Annotated in this window: 13 protein-coding genes; 9 read left to right on the plus strand and 4 right to left on the minus strand. The window is 70.7% G+C overall.

The annotated features are described in order from the left end of the window. The first annotated feature begins 224 nt into the window (after positions 1–224). The 4 genes from secD to AB0D99_RS33935 all read left to right on the plus strand — a co-directional run bounded on the left by secD (position 225) and on the right by AB0D99_RS33935 (position 6353). On the plus strand, positions 225–2015 hold the full coding sequence (gene secD, locus AB0D99_RS33920; protein ID WP_362371412.1) for a protein translocase subunit SecD: 1791 nt from the start codon (positions 225–227) through the stop codon (positions 2013–2015). A 1-nt stretch (position 2016) separates the two neighbouring features. Beyond that, positions 2017–3120 (plus strand): protein translocase subunit SecF, encoded by a 1104-nt coding sequence (secF, locus tag AB0D99_RS33925; RefSeq protein ID WP_362371415.1) that lies wholly within the window; start codon positions 2017–2019, stop codon positions 3118–3120. Further along, the gene (locus AB0D99_RS33930) at positions 3117–3668 is read left to right on the plus strand and encodes an adenine phosphoribosyltransferase (protein ID WP_362371418.1); all 552 of its coding nucleotides are present in this window, start codon (positions 3117–3119) and stop codon (positions 3666–3668) included. Before secF ends, AB0D99_RS33930 begins: the two co-directional genes overlap by 4 nt. A 225-nt stretch (positions 3669–3893) precedes the next feature. Further along, the gene (locus tag AB0D99_RS33935) at positions 3894–6353 is read left to right on the plus strand and encodes a bifunctional (p)ppGpp synthetase/guanosine-3',5'-bis(diphosphate) 3'-pyrophosphohydrolase (RefSeq protein ID WP_362371421.1); all 2460 of its coding nucleotides are present in this window, start codon (positions 3894–3896) and stop codon (positions 6351–6353) included. A gap of 64 nt (positions 6354–6417) precedes the next feature. On the opposite strand, the gene AB0D99_RS33940 is transcribed toward AB0D99_RS33935, so the two are convergent. Together AB0D99_RS33940 and AB0D99_RS33945 are read right to left on the minus strand one after the other, a co-directional pair. After that, positions 6418–7647 carry a DUF349 domain-containing protein gene (locus tag AB0D99_RS33940; RefSeq protein ID WP_362371424.1) on the minus strand — a complete coding sequence of 410 codons (1230 nt, stop codon included), beginning with the start codon at positions 7645–7647 and terminating at the stop codon, positions 6418–6420. A 187-nt stretch (positions 7648–7834) separates the two neighbouring features. Beyond that, a complete protein-coding gene (locus tag AB0D99_RS33945; protein WP_362371427.1) occupies positions 7835–8623 on the minus strand; it encodes a peptidylprolyl isomerase in 789 nt (262 codons plus the stop codon). A gap of 152 nt (positions 8624–8775) precedes the next feature. On the opposite strand from AB0D99_RS33945, the gene AB0D99_RS33950 reads away from it, so the two are divergent. The 4 genes from AB0D99_RS33950 to AB0D99_RS33965 all read left to right on the plus strand — a co-directional run bounded on the left by AB0D99_RS33950 (position 8776) and on the right by AB0D99_RS33965 (position 12906). Then, positions 8776–9483 (plus strand): MBL fold metallo-hydrolase, encoded by a 708-nt coding sequence (locus AB0D99_RS33950; RefSeq protein ID WP_362371430.1) that lies wholly within the window; start codon positions 8776–8778, stop codon positions 9481–9483. A gap of 10 nt (positions 9484–9493) precedes the next feature. Further along, positions 9494–10756 carry a histidine--tRNA ligase gene (gene hisS, locus AB0D99_RS33955; RefSeq protein WP_362371433.1) on the plus strand — a complete coding sequence of 421 codons (1263 nt, stop codon included), beginning with the start codon at positions 9494–9496 and terminating at the stop codon, positions 10754–10756. A 141-nt stretch (positions 10757–10897) separates the two neighbouring features. Beyond that, positions 10898–11509 carry a vitamin K epoxide reductase family protein gene (locus tag AB0D99_RS33960; protein ID WP_362371436.1) on the plus strand — a complete coding sequence of 204 codons (612 nt, stop codon included), beginning with the start codon at positions 10898–10900 and terminating at the stop codon, positions 11507–11509. A gap of 44 nt (positions 11510–11553) precedes the next feature. Further along, positions 11554–12906, plus strand: coding sequence for a replication-associated recombination protein A (locus AB0D99_RS33965; RefSeq protein ID WP_362371439.1), 1353 nt, complete (start codon positions 11554–11556; stop codon positions 12904–12906). Between the two features lie 34 nt (positions 12907–12940). Here the strand turns inward: AB0D99_RS33965 and AB0D99_RS33970 are convergent, their stop codons facing one another. Further along, positions 12941–13636, minus strand: a complete 696-nt coding sequence (locus AB0D99_RS33970) for a DUF2470 domain-containing protein (RefSeq protein WP_362371442.1) — start codon at positions 13634–13636, stop codon at positions 12941–12943. A 200-nt stretch (positions 13637–13836) separates the two neighbouring features. Between AB0D99_RS33970 and rpsD the strand changes: the two genes are divergently transcribed. After that, on the plus strand, positions 13837–14451 hold the full coding sequence (gene rpsD, locus AB0D99_RS33975; RefSeq protein WP_158985446.1) for a 30S ribosomal protein S4: 615 nt from the start codon (positions 13837–13839) through the stop codon (positions 14449–14451). Positions 14452–14504: 53 nt separating this feature from the next. Here rpsD and AB0D99_RS33980 read toward each other — a convergent pair whose 3' ends face one another. Beyond that, positions 14505–16637 carry an AAA family ATPase gene (locus AB0D99_RS33980; RefSeq protein WP_362371446.1) on the minus strand — a complete coding sequence of 711 codons (2133 nt, stop codon included), beginning with the start codon at positions 16635–16637 and terminating at the stop codon, positions 14505–14507. Between the last annotated feature and the right edge of the window lie 84 nt (positions 16638–16721).

Genomic DNA, 16721 nt, shown 5'->3' on the forward strand with positions numbered 1-16721 from the left:
CCCCTCACAACCCGGCCCGCCCCCCCCCCCCCGGTGTAAATCCCCTCCCCCCCGCCGGGGGGCGCGCCCCCCCCCTCGCCGCCGCCCCGGGGCCCCGCGCCCCCCCCCCGGCGTCCGCGGTCCCCGTCACGGTTCCACGTCTGCGGGGGCAGGTCCCCACACACACTTCGTGGCCGCACCGCGCACACCCGGCGCAGGGCGGTTGGACAGGGAGAAACGACAAGGTGGCAGCACCGAAGAAGGGCCGAAGGCCGGCGGGGGGCCAGAGCAGGCCGGGGCGTGCCCTGGCTCTGATCCTGATCGCCATGGTCGCGCTCACGGGCGGGATGTTCTGGTCGGGTCACACCACTCCGCGCCTGGGCATCGACCTTGCGGGCGGTACGTCGATCACGCTCAAGGCGAAGGCCGAGCCCGGCAAGGAAGACGCCGTCAACGAGACCAACATGAACACCGCGGTCGGCATCATCGACCGCCGTGTCAACGGTCTGGGTGTCTCCGAGGCCGAGGTCCAGACGCAGGGCCGCGAGAACATCATCGTCAACATCCCCCGGGGTGTGAACGAGAAGCAGGCCCGCGAGCAGGTCGGCACGACCGCTCAGCTCTACTTCCGGCCGGTACTGGCCTGGGCCCCGAGCGGACCGGCTCCGACGCCGTCCGGCACGCCCACGCCGTCCGGGTCCGCGAAGCCGTCCGCCGGCTCCTCCGCGAGCCCGTCGGCCACGCCCGAGGCCGGGAAGAGCAGCACGTCGGCCACTCCCTCCGCAGGTGCCACCCAGGGCCGCGCCGTCAGCGAGGCCCTGAAGGCTCCCAGCCCCGGTGCCTCCGGCACCCCCACTCCGGGCGCCACGAAGTCCCCGGACCCCGCGGCGACGAACACGCCGCCCGCCGACGCGGACGCCGCGAAGCTGCAGCAGCAGTTCGCCGCGCTCGACTGCACGCCCAAGGCCGGACAGGCCGGAGGCGAGAAGGTCGTGCCCAACCCGGCCCGCACCGTCCCGCCCGAGAAGCCGACCGTGGCCTGCGGTGCCGAGGGTGACGCCAAGTACCTCCTCGGCCCGGCCGAGGTCGACGGCAAGGACGTCGACAACGCCAAGGGCGTCCTCGACCAGCAGCGCGGCATGTGGATCGTGAACATGGAGTTCACGGACGAGGGCGCCAAGAAGTTCTCGAAGATCACCACCAAGCTGTCGCAGCAGCAGGAGCCGCAGAACCAGTTCGCGATCGTGCTGGACGGCGAGGTCGTCTCGGCCCCGTCGGTGCGGTCGGCGCTGAGCGCCAACGCGGAGATCTCCGGCAGCTTCACCCAGCAGTCCGCCCAGGACCTCGGCAACATCCTGTCCTACGGCGCCCTGCCGCTCTCCTTCGACACCCAGAGCGTCGACACCGTGACGGCCGCCCTCGGTGGCGAGCAGCTGGAGGCCGGTCTGATCGCCGGTGCCATCGGTCTCGGACTCGTCGTCCTCTACCTGGTGGTCTACTACCGGGGCCTCTCCGTGATCGCCCTGCTCAGCCTCGGCGCCTCGGCCCTGCTCACGTACGTGATCATGTCCCTGCTCGGCCCGGCCATCGGCTTCGCGCTGAACCTGCCGGCCGTCTGTGGCGCCATCGTGGCCATCGGTATCACCGCCGACTCGTTCATCGTCTACTTCGAACGCGTCCGCGACGAGGTCCGCGAGGGCCGCACCCTGCGCCCGGCCGTCGAGCGCGCCTGGCCCCGTGCCCGGCGCACGATCCTGGTCTCCGACTTCGTGTCGTTCCTCGCCGCCGCGGTCCTCTTCATCGTCACCGTCGGCAAGGTCCAGGGCTTCGCGTTCACCCTCGGCCTGACCACCCTGCTCGACGTGGTCGTGGTGTTCTTCTTCACCAAGCCGCTGATGACGCTCTTCGCGCGCACCAAGTTCTTCGGCGAAGGCCACCCCTGGTCGGGGCTGGACCCGAAGCGCCTCGGCGCCAAGCCGCCGCTGCGCCGCTCCCGCCGTGTCTCCGCCCCCGTCGATCACCCGAAGGAGGCGTGAGATGGCGAAGAAGCGCGACAGTCTCGGCGCCCGGCTCAACCGCGGTGAGGTCGCCTACGACTTCATCGGCAACCGCAAGCTCTGGTACGGCCTGTCCATCCTGATCACCATCACGGCGATCGTGGCGCTGGCCGTCCGCGGCCTCAACATGGGCATCGAATTCCAGGGCGGCGCGGTCTTCACGACCCCGAAGTCCGAGGTCTCGGTCTCCCAGGCCCAGGAGTACGCGGAAGAGGCCTCCGGCCACGATGCCGTGGTCCAGAAGCTGGGCAGCGGCGCGCTGCGCATCCAGGTCGGCGGTCTCGACACCGAGCAGTCCGACAAGGTCCGCGCCGAGCTCTCCAAGGACCTGGGCATCGCCGAGAACAAGATCGCGGCGGAGCTGGTCGGCCCCAGCTGGGGTGAGCAGATCGCCAACAAGGCGTGGACCGGCCTCGGGGTCTTCATGATCCTCGTGGTGATCTATCTCGCCATCGCCTTCGAGTGGAGAATGGCGGTCGCGGCGCTCATCGCCCTGATCCACGACCTGACCATCACCGTCGGCATCTACTCACTGGTCGGCTTCGAGGTCACGGTCGGTACGGTCATCGGTCTGCTGACGATCCTCGGCTACTCGCTGTACGACACCGTCGTCGTCTTCGACTCCCTCAAGGAACAGACGAAGGACATCACCAAGCAGACCCGGTTCACCTACAGCGACCTGGCCAACCGCTCGATCAACGGCACGCTGGTCCGCTCGATCAACACCACGGTCGTCGCCCTGCTGCCGGTCGCCGGTCTGCTCTTCATCGGTGGCGGTGTCCTCGGCGCCGGCATGCTGAACGACATCTCGCTGTCGCTCTTCGTCGGCCTCGCCGCCGGCGCGTACTCCTCGATCTTCATCGCCACCCCGCTGGTCGCCGACCTCAAGGAGCGCGACCCGGCGATGAAGGCCCTCAAGAAGCGGGTGCTCGCCAAGCGGGCCGCTGCTGCCGCCAAGGGCGAGCCGCTCGACGACGGCGACGCCGACGTCGACGACGGCGCCGAGGGCTTCGAGGACGAGGACCGGACCGCCGTGGTGGGCCAGCGCGGCCGCCGCGGCAGGTCCTCGGAGCGCCACGGATGACCGACACGACGCAGGACACCACGGGTCTGCTCCTCAGCCGGATCCGCGACGTCCCCGACTACCCGAAGCCGGGCGTGCTGTTCAAGGACATCACCCCGCTTCTGGCGGACCCGGCGGCGTTCACCGCCCTGACCGACACCCTGGCCACGCTGTGCGTCACGCACGGCGCGACGAAGATCGTCGGACTGGAGGCGCGCGGCTTCATCCTCGCCGCACCGGTGGCCGTCCGCGCGGGCCTGGGCTTCATCCCGGTCCGCAAGGCCGGCAAGCTGCCCGGCGCCACGCTGAGCCAGGCGTACGAGCTGGAGTACGGCACCGCCGAGATCGAGGTGCACGCCGAGGACCTGGCCGCGGGCGACCGCGTCATGGTCATCGACGACGTCCTCGCCACCGGCGGCACCGCCGAGGCGTCGCTGGAGCTCATCCGGCGGGCCGGCGCCGAGGTCGCGGGCGTCGCGGTCCTCATGGAGCTCGGCTTCCTCGCCGGGCGTGCCCGCCTGGAGCCCGCGCTGCGCGGCGCCCCGCTGGAGGCGTTGATCACGGTCTGACACCGCGCCACGCGCGGTGAGGGGGCGCTCCGGGGAATCCCCGGGGCGCCCCCGCCGTTCTCCCGGTATGTCCCCGAACGGGACCTTCCGACGCGTGGTGCCCGTCTCACCCTCCGCACGCGTGAGCACGGCGGCTCCCGGATCGATACCATGGCCTTTCCGGGCCTGACCGGGGGACCCGGTACCTCCCCCAGACTCCGTCCGGGGGGACCCAGAGGAGCGCTCTTGCCAGACGAGGCCCAGCCACTCTCCGCCGCTAAGGCCGACCCGCAGGCCGAGAAGGCCGCGGTGGAACCCGCGCCGCCCAAGAACAGGCCCGCGGAGAGCAGGCCCACGCCCGTGTCCCCCGCCCCGGCCGCGAAGCCCGCGCCCGCCCCGGTGGCCCGCTCCGGCGGCTCGTCCAACCGTGTGCGCGCCCGCCTCGCCCGCCTCGGCGTCCAGCGCTCCTCCCCGTACAACCCGGTCCTCGAACCGCTGCTGCGCATCGTCCGGTCCAACGACCCGAAGATCGAGACCGCGACGCTCCGTCAGATCGAGCGCGCCTACCAGGTCGCGGAGCGCTGGCACCGCGGACAGAAGCGCAAGAGCGGCGACCCGTACATCACCCACCCGCTCGCTGTGACCACCATCCTCGCCGAGCTCGGCATGGACCCGGCGACGCTCATGGCCGGCCTGCTGCACGACACCGTCGAGGACACCGAGTACGGCCTCGACACCCTGCGGCGGGACTTCGGCGACCAGGTCGCGCTGCTCGTCGACGGCGTCACCAAGCTGGACAAGGTCAAGTTCGGCGAGGCCGCGCAGGCCGAGACCGTCCGCAAGATGGTCGTGGCCATGGCCAAGGACCCGCGCGTCCTGGTCATCAAGCTCGCCGACCGGCTGCACAACATGCGCACCATGCGCTACCTCAAGCGGGAGAAGCAGGAGAAGAAGGCCCGCGAGACCCTTGAGATCTACGCGCCCCTGGCCCACCGCCTGGGCATGAACACCATCAAGTGGGAGCTCGAGGACCTCGCCTTCGCGATCCTCTACCCCAAGATGTACGACGAGATCGTCCGGCTCGTCGCCGAGCGCGCGCCCAAGCGGGACGAGTACCTCGCCATAGTGACCGACGAGGTCCAGACCGACCTGCGCGCCGCCCGGATCAAGGCCACCGTCACCGGCCGGCCCAAGCACTACTACAGCGTCTACCAGAAGATGATCGTCCGCGGCCGTGACTTCGCGGAGATCTACGACCTGGTCGGCATCCGCGTCCTCGTGGACACCGTCCGCGACTGCTACGCGGCGCTCGGCACCGTCCACGCGCGATGGAACCCGGTCCCCGGCCGGTTCAAGGACTACATCGCGATGCCGAAGTTCAACATGTACCAGTCGCTGCACACGACGGTCATCGGCCCCAACGGCAAGCCCGTCGAGCTGCAGATCCGTACCTTCGACATGCACCGCCGGGCCGAGTACGGCATCGCCGCGCACTGGAAGTACAAGCAGGAGGCCGTCGCCGGAGCCTCCAAGGTGCGGACCGACGTACCGAAGAACACCGGCAAGGACGACCACCTCAACGACATGGCGTGGCTGCGCCAACTGCTCGACTGGCAGAAGGAGACCGAGGACCCGGGCGAGTTCCTGGAGTCGCTGCGCTTCGACCTGTCGCGCAACGAGGTCTTCGTCTTCACCCCCAAGGGCGACGTCATAGCGCTGCCCGCCGGCGCGACCCCGGTCGACTTCTCCTACGCCGTCCACACCGAGGTCGGCCACCGCACCATAGGCGCGCGGGTCAACGGTCGGCTCGTCCCGCTCGAATCGACCCTCGACAACGGCGACCTGGTCGAGGTCTTCACCTCCAAGGCCGCGGGCGCCGGGCCGTCCCGCGACTGGCTGGGCTTCGTCAAGTCCCCCCGGGCCCGCAACAAGATCCGCGCGTGGTTCTCCAAGGAGCGCCGAGAGGAGGCGATCGAGCAGGGCAAGGACGCCATCGCGCGGGCCATGCGCAAGCAGAACCTGCCGATCCAGCGCATCCTGACCGGCGACTCCCTCGTCACGCTCGCGCACGAGATGCGCTACAGCGACATCTCCTCGCTCTACGCGGCGATCGGCGAGGGCCATGTCACGGCCCAGTCCATCGTCCAGAAGCTGGTGCAGGCACTCGGCGGCGAGGAAGCGGCCAACGAGGACCTGGTCGAGACCGCCCCGCCCACGCGCGGCCGCGCCAAGCGCCGCTCCAGCGCCGACCCCGGTGTCGTCGTCAAGGGCGTCGAGGACGTCTGGGTCAAGCTGGCCCGGTGCTGCACGCCCGTACCCGGCGACCCGATCATCGGCTTCGTCACCCGGGGCAGTGGCGTATCGGTTCACCGGAGCGACTGCGTCAACGTCGACTCGCTCTCCCGTGAGCCCGAGCGGATCCTCGAGGTCGAGTGGGCGCCCACCCAGTCCTCGGTCTTCCTCGTGGCCATCCAGGTCGAGGCCCTCGACCGCTCCCGGCTGCTGTCGGACGTCACCCGGGTCCTGTCGGACCAGCACGTCAACATCCTGTCGGCGGCGGTCCAGACCTCCCGTGACCGGGTGGCCACCTCGCGCTTCACCTTCGAGATGGGCGACCCGAAGCACCTCGGACACGTCCTGAAGGCCGTCCGGGGCGTGGAGGGCGTCTACGACGTCTACCGCGTCACCTCGGCGCGGCGTCCGTAGCGGCGCGTACGAGAAGGGCCCCGGTACCGCGAGGTACCGGGGCCCTTCTCGTACGTACGCGGGATCAGCCGCCGAACTCCTCCAGGCCCTTCAGCGCCTGGTCCAGGAGCGCCTGACGACCCTCCAGCTCACGGCCCAGCTTGTCGGCCTTGGCGTCGTTGCCCGCCGCACGGGCCGCGTCGATCTGCTTCTGCAGCTTGTCGACGGCGTCCTGCAGCTGTCCGGTCAGACCCGCGGCACGCGCGCGTGCCTCCGGGTTGGTCCGGCGCCACTCCGACTCCTCGGCCTCCTGGAGCGCCCGCTCCACGGCGTGCATCCGGCCCTCGACCTTCGGCCGGGCGTCGCGCGGCACGTGGCCGATGGCCTCCCAGCGCTCGTTGAGGGAGCGGAAGGCCGCACGCGCCGCCTTCAGATCCGTCACCGGCACCAGCTTCTCGGCCTCGACCGCGAGCTCCTCCTTCAGCTTGAGGTTCTCGCCCTGCTCCGCGTCCCGCTCGGCGAAGATCTCACCGCGCGCCGCGAAGAACACGTCCTGGGCGCCGCGGAAGCGGTTCCACAGGTCGTCCTCGTGCTCGCGCTGGGCGCGGCCCGCCGCCTTCCACTCCGCCATCAGCTCGCGGTAGCGGGCGGCGGTGCCGCCCCAGTCCGTGGAGTTGGAGAGCGCCTCGGCCTCGGAGACCAGCTTCTCCTTGGCCTTGCGGGCATCCTCGCGCTGCGCGTCCAGCGAGGCGAAGTGCGCCTTGCGGCGCTTGGAGAACGCCGAGCGGGCATGCGAGAAGCGGTGCCACAGCTCGTCGTCCGACTTCCGGTCGAGCCGCGGCAGGCCCTTCCAGGTGTCCACGAGCGCGCGCAGCCGCTCACCGGCGGCCCGCCACTGCTCGCTCTGGGCCAGCTCCTCGGCCTCCTTGACCAGAGCCTCCTTGGCGCCCCGCGCCTCGTCGGTCTGCCTGGCCTTCTGGACCTTGCGCTCCTCGCGACGCGACTCCACCGTCCCGACCAGCTTGTCGAGACGAGCGGTCAGCGCGGCGAGGTCACCCACGGCGTGATGCTCGTCGACCTGCTGCCGGATGTGGTCGATCGCGGCGGTGGCGTCCTTCGCCGAGAGGTCGGTGGTCTTCACCCGCTTCTCGAGGAGGCCGATCTCGACAACCAAGCCCTCGTACTTGCGCTCGAAGTAGGCCAGTGCCTCCTCGGGAGTGCCGGCCTGCCACGATCCGACGACCTTCTCGCCCTCGGCAGTACGCACGTACACGGTGCCCGTCTCGTCGACGCGGCCCCACGGGTCGCTGCTCACAGCGCCTCCTCCACATGATGCCGCTGAGGGGGTTGTGCCCCCTGGGCATCGTCCACAGTTTCCCGGCGGGCCTCGCCCGCCCTCCACAACGCGGATACAGGACCGCGCTGCACAACGCCAATCTAGGCGAACGGCCGCCCGGCTGTCCGCACTCAGCGCGACCGAAATTCAACGGTCGCGCCGTGCCTCACTTCTTGGTGACCGTGGCCTTCTCGATGGTGACGGGCTTCTTGGGCGCGCCGTCCGTGGCACCACCGTCGACCCCGGCCTTCGCGACCTCCTGGACGGCCTTCAGACCCGCCGCGTCGATCTTCCCGAAGGGGGTGTAGCTCGGCGGCAGCTTCGTGTCCTTGTAGACGAGGAAGAACTGGCTGCCGCCCGTGCCCGGCTGGCCGGTGTTGGCCATCGCCACCGTTCCGGCGGGGAAGGTCACGGAACCGTCCGCGCCGGCCTTGCCGAGCGAGTCCAGGTTCTCGTCCGGAATGGTGTAGCCGGGGCCACCGGTGCCGTCGCCCTTCGGGTCGCCGCACTGGAGGACGAAGATGCCGTCGGTGGTGAGCCGGTGGCACTTCGTCCCGTCGAAGTACTTCTTGTCGGCCAGATGCTTGAAGGAGTTCACCGTCCGAGGGGTCTTCGCCGCGTCCATGGCGATGGAGACGTCACCCTCGTTCGTCTTCAGGGCCATCGTGTACGTGGCCTTCTTGTCGACGGTCAGCGCGGGCTCCGGCGTCGTGGACTCGCTCGCGGTGGGCGTCGGGGTGGTGCCCGCCGCGCCGTCGTCGGAGCCCTTCGAGCCGCCGTCGGTCAGCGTCACCGAGGCGTACACCGCGCCACCCGCGGCCAGCACGACGGCCAGCGAGGCGGCGATGACGGTGTTCCGGCGCCTGGCCTTCAGCCGCGCCTCCTGCCGCCGCTCCTGCTGCCGCGCGTACTTCTCCCTGGCGAGCTGCCGCCGCCGCTGATCGCTGCTGACCACCGGGTCTGCTCCTTGTCGCTCGTGCGTTCCTGTCCTGGCCGGGTGTGCCCGTACCGTATACGGATTGGCTGTGGAATACGCAGCGCCAGTAAGCTCTGATCTGCCGTTTCCGCTCCGCCGCACCTCATGCCGGACGACATTTAAGGACGATCGTGCTGATTGCCGGGTTCCCCGCCGGGGCCTGGGGGACCAACTGCTACCTGGTCGCCCCCGCCGCAGGCGAGGAGTGCGTGATCATCGACCCGGGCCACCAGGCCGCCCAGGGAGTCGAGGAGACGCTCAAGAAGCATCGGCTCAAGCCCGTCGCGGTGGTCCTCACCCATGGCCACATCGACCACGTCGCCTCCGTCGTCCCGGTCTGCGGCGCCCATGACGTACCCGCGTGGATCCACCCCGCCGACCGGTACATGATGAGCGACCCGGAGAAGGCCCTCGGCCGCTCCATCGGGATGCCGCTCATGGGCGAGCTGACCGTGGGCGAGCCGGACGACGTGCACGAGCTCACCGACGGCGCGAAGCTGGACCTCGCCGGGCTGGAGTTCTCCGTCGCCCACGCGCCCGGTCATACCAAGGGGTCGGTGACCTTCCAGATGCCGCAGACCACGGAGATCCCCTCCGTGTTCTTCTCGGGCGATCTGCTCTTCGCCGGCTCCATCGGACGCACCGACCTGCCCGGCGGTGACATGGACGAGATGCTCGAATCGCTGGCCCGCGTGTGCCTGCCCCTCGACAACTCGACCGTGGTGCTGTCGGGGCACGGTCCCCAGACGACCATCGGCCAGGAGCGCGCCACCAACCCGTACCTGCGGGACGTGGCCGCCGGCCTCGGGAGCACGAAGGCTCCCCGACGAGGAATGTGACGAGACTTTCGTGAGCACCTTTCAGGCCCCCAAGGGCACGTACGACCTGATCCCGCCCCGCTCCGCCACCTTCCTGGCGGTCCGGGACGCGATCTCCACGCCGGTGAAGAACGCCGGATACGGCTACATCGAGACGCCCGGTTTCGAGAACGTCGAGCTCTTCTCGCGCGGTGTCGGCGAGTCCACCGACATCGTGACCAAGGAGATGTACACCCTCACGACGAAGGGCAACGACTACCTCGCCCTGCGTCCGGAGGGCACGGCGTCCGTCCTGCGCGCGGCGCTCCAGGCCAACCTGCACAAGCAGGGCAACCTGCCGGTGAAGCTCTGGTACTCGGGCTCGTACTACCGCTACGAGCGGCAGCAGGCGGGCCGCTACCGCCACTTCTCCCAGGTCGGCGCCGAGGCGATCGGCGCCGAGGACCCGGCGCTGGACGCCGAGCTGATCATCCTCGCCGACCAGGCGTACCGCACGCTGGGGCTGCGGAACTTCCGCATCCTGCTGAACTCGCTCGGGGACAAGGAGTGCCGTCCCGTCTACCGGGAGGCGCTGCAGACCTTCCTGCGCGGCCTCGACCTCGACGAGGAGACCCTGCGCCGGGCCGAGATCAACCCGCTGCGCGTCCTCGACGACAAGCGCGCGGACGTCCAGAAGCAGCTGGTCGGCGCCCCGGTGCTGACCGACTACCTGTGCGACGCGTGCAAGACGTACCACGCCGAGGTGCGCGAGCTGCTCACGGCGGCCGGGGTGGCCTTCGAGGACGACGTGAAGCTGGTGCGCGGGCTCGACTACTACACCCGTACGACCTTCGAGTTCGTCCACGGCGGCCTCGGCTCGCAGTCCGCGGTCGGCGGTGGCGGACGGTACGACGGCCTCTCCGAGATGATCGGCGGCCCGGCGCTGCCGTCGGTCGGCTGGGCGCTCGGAGTGGACCGTACGGTGCTGGCCCTGGAGGCCGAGGGCATCGAGCTCGACGTGCCCTCCGCGACCAGTGTCTTCGCGGTCCCGCTCGGCGAGGAGGCGCGCCGGGTGCTGTTCGGCAAGATCACCGAGCTCCGCAAGGCGGGGGTCGCGGCCGACTTCTCCTACGGGGGGAAGGGCCTCAAGGGCGCGATGAAGGACGCCAACCGCTCCGGCGCCCGGTACGCCGTCGTCGCCGGTGAGCGCGATCTGGCCGAGGGCGTCGTCCAGCTGAAGGACATGGAGTCCGGCGAGCAGGAGCCGGTCGCGCTCGACGCGCTGGTCGAAGCCGTCCGGGCGAAGCTGGCCTGACCCGAGGCGTCGTGACGACCGGGGCCCGACCGCCGCGCGCGGCCGGGCCCCGGTCGTCCTTATGTCCACCGAACGGTGGAGCGAGGCGCTCGTGCGGCAGAATGGCCCTGGCCACAAGCCCGCGAGTGATGGATCGGGGATATGACAGACGCAGCGGTTGACGACGCGACGCGCGGCACGATCGGCGCGAGCCGCGCCCTGGCCTGGCTGCTGGTGATCACCGGTGCCGCGGGCCTGCTCGCCGCCTGGGTCATCACGATCGACAAGTTCAAGCTCCTCGAGGACCCGAACTTCACCCCCGGCTGCAGCCTCAACCCGATCGTCTCCTGCGGCAACATCATGAAGAGCGAGCAGGCGTCGGTGTTCGGCTTCCCGAACCCGATGCTCGGCCTCGTCACGTACGCGATGGTGATCGCCATCGGCGTCGGGCTCCTCGCGGGCGCCCGCTACCGCCGCTGGTACTGGCTCGGACTGAACGCGGGCACGCTGTTCGGCGTCGGCTTCTGCACCTGGCTGATGTACCAGTCGCTGTACGAGATCAACGCGCTCTGCCTGTGGTGCTGCCTGGCCTGGGCCGCCACGATCGTCATGTTCTGGTACGTGACCTCGCACAACGTCCGCAAGGGCGTCATTCCCGCCCCACGGGGTCTGCGGACCTTCTTCGACGAGTTCACCTGGGTCCTGCCCGTCCTGCACATCGGGATCATCGGGATGCTGATCCTGACGCGCTGGTGGGACTTCTGGACCTCCTGACCGGCCGGGCGGGACTGTCGGTGGCGTGACCTAGGCTTCATGACGTGGAGCCCGACCTCTTTACCGCAGCCGCCGAAGAACGCCAGGAGAAGGACCCGTCCGCCAGCCCCCTGGCCGTACGGATGCGCCCGCGCACTCTCGACGAAGTCCTCGGCCAGCAGCACCTGCTCAAGCCGGGATCTCCCCTGCGGCGGCTGGTGGGGGAGGGCGGCTCGGGCCCCGCGGGCGCCTCGTCCGTGATCCTCTGGGGACCGCCCGGCATCGGGAAGACCACCCTCGCGTACGTCGTCTCCAAGGCGACCAACAAGCGTTTCGTGGAGCTCTCGGCGATCACCGCCGGTGTCAAGGAGGTCCGCGCGGTGATCGAGGGGGCCCGGCGGGCGGCCGGCGGCTTCGGCAAGGAGACCGTCCTCTTCCTCGACGAGATCCACCGCTTCTCCAAGGCCCAGCAGGACTCGCTGCTCCCCGCCGTGGAGAACCGCTGGGTGACGCTGATCGCGGCGACCACCGAGAACCCGTACTTCTCCGTGATCTCCCCCCTGCTCTCCCGCTCCCTGCTGCTCACGCTGGAGCCGCTCACCGACGACGATCTGCGGGATCTGCTGAAGCGGGCGCTCACCGAGGACCGCGGGCTGGGCGGGGCCGTCACGCTGCCCGAGGACGCCGAGGCCCATCTGCTGCGGATCGCCGGCGGTGACGCGCGGCGCGCGCTGACCGCCCTGGAGGCGGCCGCGGGCTCCGCCATCGACAAGGGCGAGCCGGAGATCACCCTCCAGACGGTCGAGGAGACCGTCGACCGGGCCGCGGTGACGTACGACCGGGACGGGGACCAGCACTACGACGTGGCGAGCGCGCTCATCAAGTCCATCCGGGGCTCGGACGTGGACGCGGCGCTGCACTATCTGGCCCGGATGATCGAGGCGGGGGAGGACCCCCGGTTCATCGCCCGCCGGCTGATGATCTCGGCCAGCGAGGACATCGGCCTGGCTGACCCGACGGCGCTGCCGACGGCCGTCGCGGCCGCACAGGCGGTCGCCATGATCGGTTTCCCCGAGGCGGCGCTGACGCTGAGCCACGCCACGATCGCCCTGGCCCTGGCCCCGAAGTCGAACGCGGCGACGAACGCGATCTTCGCGGCCCAGGCGGACGTGCGGAACGGCCTGGCGGGCCCGGTCCCGGCGCATCTGCGGGACGGCCACTACAAGGGCGCGGCCAAGCTGGGCCATGCCCAGGGGTACGTCTACCCGCACGACGTCCCGGGCGGAATCGCGGCCCAGCAGTACGCACCGGACGCGGTCCACGGCAGGCGCTACTACGAACCGACCCGCTACGGCGCGGAGGCGCGGTACGCGGACGTGGTGGAGAAGGTACGGGAGAGGCTGCGGGGCGACGGCTGAGGCGCGCCCCGGGTGCCGCGTCCGTACCCGGCCCTCACGCGTGGGCCGCGTCGAAGAGCCGGTGCAGCTCGCGACGCAGACCGCTGACGTCCCGTACCGGCTCGGGAAAGTCGAAGCGCGCGTCGAAGCAGTGGTGGGGACCCGCGCTGAAGCGGATCCGCAGCCCGAAGCGGTCGAGCGCCAGCGGTGCCACGTCCCGCCTCGGCACCAGGCCCGCCGAGCGCTCGCCGAGCAGGCTGCTCAGCTCGCGGACCTGCTCCCCGTGCGCCGCGTGCAGATGCTGCAGCAGCTCGGTCTCGTGGGTGTGCAGGGGATCGGGGGAGGCCGCGGCGAAGTCGTCCGGCTCGACCTCCGCCGCGCCCCACAGGTCGTCCACGCTGATCTCGCCGACCTCCAGGCGCAGCATCATCAGCCCCGGCTCCGCGACACCGGGCACGCAGGTGAGCCAGCCGGAGACCCAGGCGCGGCCGCGGATACGGTGGGGGACGGAGACGGGCGCGACGTCGGTGAGCTCCAAGACGACCGGCAGCTCGTCGTCCTGGGCGTGCGTGGCGGCCCGTACGGGCGGCGCGTCCGCCGGGTAGAGCAGGAAGATCTCGCCGTCGCGACCGACCGTGCGGGCCTCCGGGGACAGCTGCTCCGGCCGGGCTGCCTCGGTGCCGGGGATCAGCAGCACCGCGGAGCATGTACTCTGTACGAGAGTTCGTGTGCGCTCGGCTGCTGACGGCATCCGTGCGATTTCAAGCCCGCTGGGACGCGGCTGACCATGAGCTGATCGGACCTCCGTCACATCGACGCTCTCCGCGGACGCGGAAGAAGTGTCGCTCTTTGTGCTGCTGTCTGTGATGCGCGTGGTGTTCCCAGGGCGAGACATGCGATCTCCTTGAGTAAGGTGAGCCTAACCTAACCTACAACGGAGGTCTGGAGAACGTGCCTAACCAGTCGCGTCCCAAGGTCAAGAAGTCTCGCGCGCTCGGTATCGCGCTGACGCCGAAGGCTGTCAAGTACTTCGAAGCGCGCCCGTACCCGCCGGGTGAGCACGGCCGTGGTCGCAAGCAGAACTCGGACTACAAGGTCCGTCTGCTCGAGAAGCAGCGCCTGCGCGCTCAGTACGACATCAGCGAGCGCCAGATGGCGCGCGCCTACGACCGTGCCAAGAAGGCCGAGGGCAAGACGGGCGAGGCGCTGGTCGTCGAGCTCGAGCGTCGCCTCGACGCCCTGGTCCTGCGTTCGGGCATCGCCCGCACCATCTACCAGGCCCGCCAGATGGTCGTGCACGGCCACATCCAGGTCAACGGTGGCAAGGTCGACAAGCCGTCCTTCCGTGTCCGTCCCGACGACGTCGTGATGGTCCGCGAGCGCTCCCGCGAGAAGCCCCTGTTCCAGGTGGCCCGCGAGGGTGGCTTCGCCGCCGACGGTGAGACCCCGCGCTACCTGCAGGTCAACCTGAAGGCCCTGGCCTTCCGCCTCGACCGCGACCCGAACCGCAAGGAAATCCCGGTCATCTGCGACGAGCAGCTGGTCGTCGAGTACTACGCCCGCTGATCAGGCTGCCGTAGTACCACCCCCGCGGTGCTCAGCCCGCCGCTTCCCCACCCTCACCGGTGGGGGAGTCGGCGGGCTTCCGCGTGTCCGGCACCTGCCGTACGGAACGGGCGGGGCGCCCGCGGACCCGTGATGCGAGTGGCCGGATCTCGACGCTCACTGAGCGCCCGGTCCACCGCCGCGTCCAACGAGAGGCGCCGACCCTCCCGCACCGACGCCCCGTAGAGCTCCGCGCCCAGCACCTCGCCGGCCTGCCGCTCGCACAGCGTCCGCGCCCCGTTGAAGTAACCGGAGCCGAACAGCTGCAGACCCACCGAGTCCCACACCGGCAGCGCCGCACCCTGCAGCACCGCCGCCTCCGCCGGATCACCCTCGCTCGCCGTCACCAGCGCGAGCAGCTCGATCCCCAGCACCAGACCCACCAGATCGTGGAACGTGTGGTTGATGGTCACGCACTCCGAGAGCAGCTTCCGCGCCTCCCCGTGATCGCCCCCGCACCACGCCGCGTACGCCAGCACATAGAGCGCGTACGCCTTGGTCCAGCGCTCGCCGCGCTCCTCGCAGACCTCCCGCACCTCCGCGCAGAGCGCGACCGCCCCCTCCAGATCCCCCTGGAAGACCCGGGCCATCGCCAGCTCGACCTGCCCCATCAGCACATTGCTGTTCAGCTCCCCGAGCTCCCGGTACGCCTCCAGCGCACTGCCGATCAGCTCCTCCGCACGGGGCATGTCGTCGGAGAGCAGGGCCAGACAGCCCATCCGGTGCGTCGCGTACGCCTCCGCCACCGCGTTCCCGACGGAACGGGCCCGCTCGCCGCACTCGTGGAGCGCCGCGACCGCGGCCGTGCTGTCCCCCTGCAGGATCGCCACGTAGCCCAGCACCCACAGCGCCTTGAGCCGGGCGTCCTCGTGCTCCGAGCCGAGCGCCAGCGCCCGGTCCAGCCAGTGCCGGCCCTCCGCGAGCCGCCCGCACCCCGCCCAGTAGAACCAGAGCGTGCCGGCGAGATGCTGCGCCAGATGCGCCTCGTCCGGCTCCTCCAGACAGAGCTCCATGGCCGCGCGCAGATTCGCCAGCGCGGCGTCCGTGCACGCCGCGACCTCCGCCTGACGCGGGCTGAACCACTCCAGCTCGCACCACGTGGCCAGACCCATGTACCAGTCGCGGTGCCGACGCCGCATCCGCTCCGTGTCGCCGAGCGCCGCCAGCCACTCCGCCCCGTACGCGGACACCGTGTCCAGGATCCGGTAGCGCGGCCCCGCGGCGGTGTCCTCCCGCGCGACGAGCGACTGCGCCAGCAGCCCTCCGAGCGCGTCGAGGACCTCGTCGGCCGGCAGGCCCGGGCCGCCGCACACGTACTCCACCGCCTCCAGGTCGAAGGGCCCGGCGAAGACGGAGAGCCGCGCCCACAGCAGCCGCTCCTCGGGCGTGCAGAGTTCGTGGCTCCAGCCGATCGCGGTCCGCAGGGTCTGGTGGCGCGGCAGCCCGCCGCGTGCCCCGCCCGTCAGCAGCCGGAACCGGTCGTCGAGCCGGTGCAGCACCTGCTCCACCGTGAGCAGCGGCATCCGGGCCGCCGCCAGCTCCAGGGCCAACGGAATCCCGTCGAGCCTGCGGCACAGCTCGTGCACGACGGCAGGGTCGCGGCCGTCCGGTCCGCCGGGCGCCCCGGCGGCCCGCGCCCGCTCCTCGAACAGGCCCGCCCCGTCCGTCTCGTCCATCGGCGCCAGGGTGAAGACCACCTCGCCGTCCACCCGCAGCGGACGGCGGCCCATCGCGAGCACGGTCAGGCCGGGGGAGTGCCGCAGCAGCTCCCGCACGAGGTCGGCGCTCTCCGCCAGGAGATGCTCGAAGCCGTCCAGGACCAGCAGGGTCCGGCGCTCCACGAGGTGCTCGGTCAGGATCTCGCGCGGGGTCCGCAGGGTGTGGTCGGTCAGCTCCAGCGCCTCGACCAGGGCGAGGGCCACCAGATCCGGGTCGCGCAGCACCGAGAGGTCGGCGAGCCACACACCGTCGACATGGCGATTCCGCGTCGTCGAGGCGACCTTGAGGCCGAGCCGCGTCTTGCCGACACCGCCCACCCCGACGACCGTGACCAGACGGGATTCGCCCAGGAGCCGGGTCAGCTCGGCCCGCTCGTCGGCCCGACCGACGAACCGGTTCAGCTCCGCGGGGAGGTTGCTCCTTCGCATGGGACACGGAGCGTACCCATCCGCACGCACTCCGTACAATCGGATCGACCGAGTCCCCTCGCGGGAGCCGCGAGACGGGCCCTA

The sequence above is a fragment of the Streptomyces sp. NPDC047971 genome, from assembly GCF_040653355.1.
Classification (GTDB): Bacteria; Actinomycetota; Actinomycetes; order Streptomycetales; family Streptomycetaceae; genus Streptomyces.